The sequence below is a fragment of the Mesorhizobium qingshengii genome (genome assembly GCF_900103325.1).
Lineage (GTDB): Bacteria > Pseudomonadota > Alphaproteobacteria > Rhizobiales > Rhizobiaceae > Mesorhizobium > Mesorhizobium qingshengii.
In genome coordinates, this window is the sequence record NZ_FMXM01000076.1 from 1 (window position 1) to 2,953 (window position 2,953).

The 2,953-nt window shown below is 59.9% G+C and carries 2 protein-coding genes; both read left to right on the forward strand.

Going from position 1 to position 2,953, the window contains the following annotated elements; genetic code table 11:
• The first annotated feature begins 253 nt into the window (after positions 1-253).
• Entirely contained in the window at positions 254-2,593 is a 2,340-nt protein-coding gene (locus BLS48_RS34275) for a Ulp1 family isopeptidase (RefSeq protein WP_051726996.1), read from the forward strand.
• Positions 2,594-2,632: 39 nt separating this feature from the next.
• A complete protein-coding gene (locus BLS48_RS35450) occupies positions 2,633-2,899 on the forward strand; it encodes a hypothetical protein (protein ID WP_143019600.1) in 267 nt (88 codons plus the stop codon).
• The last annotated feature ends 54 nt before the right edge of the window (positions 2,900-2,953 follow it).

A 2,953-nucleotide genomic window follows, 5' to 3' on the forward strand; every position in this document is an offset into this window, starting at 1 on the left:
TTCTTGACGCCCTAACCCTTTGATTTCTTTTGCCCGAAACTTTTCCGCTTGACGAGTAGATAGTAGTATTTCTCGTTAATGTGACATCCCCGCTTAGTTCAATCCGCACTCCACAGGCCGTTAAGTTGACGATGCCCCATGTCCCGATTGAATGATTGAATATGAATTGCGCATGACGGCGGCGCGACCGATAGGCGCTAGAGTACTTTCTGGATCCGCGACCCTGTCTGGATCCCCGACCGGAGAGACCGCTATGGACAATACTGGCCGGGCATGGCCCGACTTCGCTTCCGAACAAAATGATCCCAACGCCGATATATACCCTTGGGTCGCGAGTTTGACAGGGATAGGGGGGACAACGGACGATTACATGCAGCAGTACCGTGAGCAACAACTGGGCCTGGAGCGGCAGCTGAGCGAGTTGAACCTAGGCGGCTCCGCTGCTGATGCAGGCAATGGTGCGATTCGGCGCACGTCCATTGGGGGGTCAATGCGGATGCCGCGGCAGCCTTCCCTGCGGGACAACCAGATCAGCAGCGCGCGCCACAGCATAGACACCTCTTACGCAGCCTCGAGCCACTCGCGCTCCAGGCATTCGGCCGTTTCGTCGGAGGCTTATTCCTCCTTCTCGGACGAGCCGGCAATCGCCCCCCCCCAGCGGAAAAAAAGCGGGGGATTGAAATCGTTGCTGAAAACGGTGAAGAAGGCCTTCGTTCCAAGCAGCGGCAAGAAGACGTCGAACGACGAGATGCACCAGCCGGAGGTTGTCAAGACGACGTATCGCGCCGATTACGTCAAGCGCAGCCGCCCGGCCGCGGAGGCTCACACGATCACCCCCGACGAGCACCTATTTTCCCTGCTGAGAGAGGCACTGGACGAGGCCAGGGCGACAAACTCCGCCGTCTCTGAGTCCTCTACCGTCGGGAAGTGGGTAGCCGCCCTGCGCAAGTTCAGCGTCTGGCTTCAGGCCCGCAGCTTAACGGTGGCCAGCCTCGTTGATGACCCTGGTCAGTTGACTGCTCTTGCGGAGACGTTTGCGAAGGAGGTTGGCGACCCAAAGCGCGGCGTGGGGGTCGCCGTGGAGGTCGTGCTGGATTGGCGCGCCGGAATCCACCCAGCCCTTTTTCGCGCTCCTCCTTATCCCGAAGACAAGGATCTCCTCGAGCAGTTCGCGACCGAGGGCTACGATTCCCTAAACGGGAATGCACCGGCACTTAGGCAGTTTTCTGCGTGGCTCAAAAAATTTAGGAGGCCATCCATCGCTTCTCGGTATCAAGCCGAATCGATCAACGACGACCTTCAAGAGTACGGGGCACAATACGCTGCCGCCCACGCCAGGGTCCGCACGGGGCTGTCTGATCTCCGGAGGCTCGCGCCAGGCGGTCAAGTGCGGCCCCGCGTCAGAAACCAGCTTCGGACTTACCAGCAACGCCTTGAGAACGCTGCGCGGGGAATGCACCCGCCTGAGCGGTCGGGTTGGCCGCAACAATCGGGCCAGTCTCCAGTGGACAGTTACGATCAAGACGCAATTCATGACGCTGCGGATCAAGCCGGAGGGCGGCCACCTGAGGGGTGGGACCGCTCGTGGGCGTCGCAGTCGGGTTGGCCGCAAGAATCTAGCCAGTCTCCAGCGGACAGTTACAATGAGGTAATGCAAGGATCCGGGCCACCACCATCGGCTGCAAGGCCTCGGTCGTCACACATCTACAGCGGGCTTGGATCTCTGGTTGATTTGCCGTCCACACCGCACGAGCTGCGCGATGATGCTCACTCTGCGCCGGCGTGGGCCGGCCCACCGTCCTTTGCCGGTCCATCAACTCCCCAGCCGCCTGAGATTGGATACCTATTTGGTGGCTGGCGACACCGCTCCCAACGGGCCTCAAGCACTGTGATCGGCATCCTGGAGAACAACGGGCTCGCGCCAAGCCGGTTCGCTCCACAGACACGCTTCTTGATCCACAGTCACCTTTACACGGCCGAGCGGTCGGACGGGAGTGTTCATCTCACCCATCACCCCCCTGTAGGTTGGCTCGGGGACGATCAATGGCTGAACAGCGACCACATCATAGAGGACTACAGGCTCCTGGAGCGCGACTTGCGGGCGACCTATCCGGTTCTGGCCGCTCGGACGCGCCTCGTGGATCCCCTCGTAGCCCAGCATCTGCGGGACAACCCCCACGACAACAACCACTGGGAGGGGATCTTGCGCGGAAGGGAGCCAGCCGACTTCCTGTTCATGCCAGTGAACGATGCCCATGCTTTTGATCCTAATCGCCGCGGCCGGCATTGGTCGCTGCTGCTCGTTGATCGCAGGAATCAACAACACCCGGTTGCCTATCACTACGACTCCTCGGGGGGGCACAACCACGCCGTTGCAGCAGCGCTCGCAACAAGGGTTGGCGCCACCACCCTGGTCCGAGCCTCCATGACCCAGCAGGAAAACGGTTTTGATTGCGGCGTCTTCCTGCTGGACGCGACGCGGGCACTGGTTGGACGATTGGCACAAAGACGGCCGGAGCGGGAGCACCTTAATAACCTCAATGGCCTCGCTGCCAATCGGCGGGCACTCCAGGACCGGCTGCAACCACCCTGATCGGCACCGATCTGGGAGTGAGGCTTTGGTTCATTCGGCGTGAACGCGCGCGATTTGGCGCCATGCTTGCATGGCAGTTGCTTGCAGTTCTCGATGGTGGGTGGATGGAATATGGGCCTGTCGCAAATTTTCTTAGTTAACCGTCTGTTGACGCTCGCCGGAGAAATTCTCGCTTCGAATTTGTGGAGCGAGCCTGTGATTCTGAATACCATTGCCGAGAAGCTGAAGCTCCGGTCGAAAGATGATTTCAAAGGGCGACATTTCGGGTTTTGTTGCAACGGCACTGTAAAGTTATCAGCGGATTGATGCAGCGATAGCTGGCCGGGACGGCTGTCACGCTGCGGCGAGACACGCGATTTT

Bases quoted from the DNA above. Each gene is read 5' to 3' on its own strand.
- BLS48_RS34275 (WP_051726996.1), top strand. From the start codon at position 254: ATGGACAATACTGGCCGGGCATGGCCCGACTTCGCTTCCGAACAAAAT.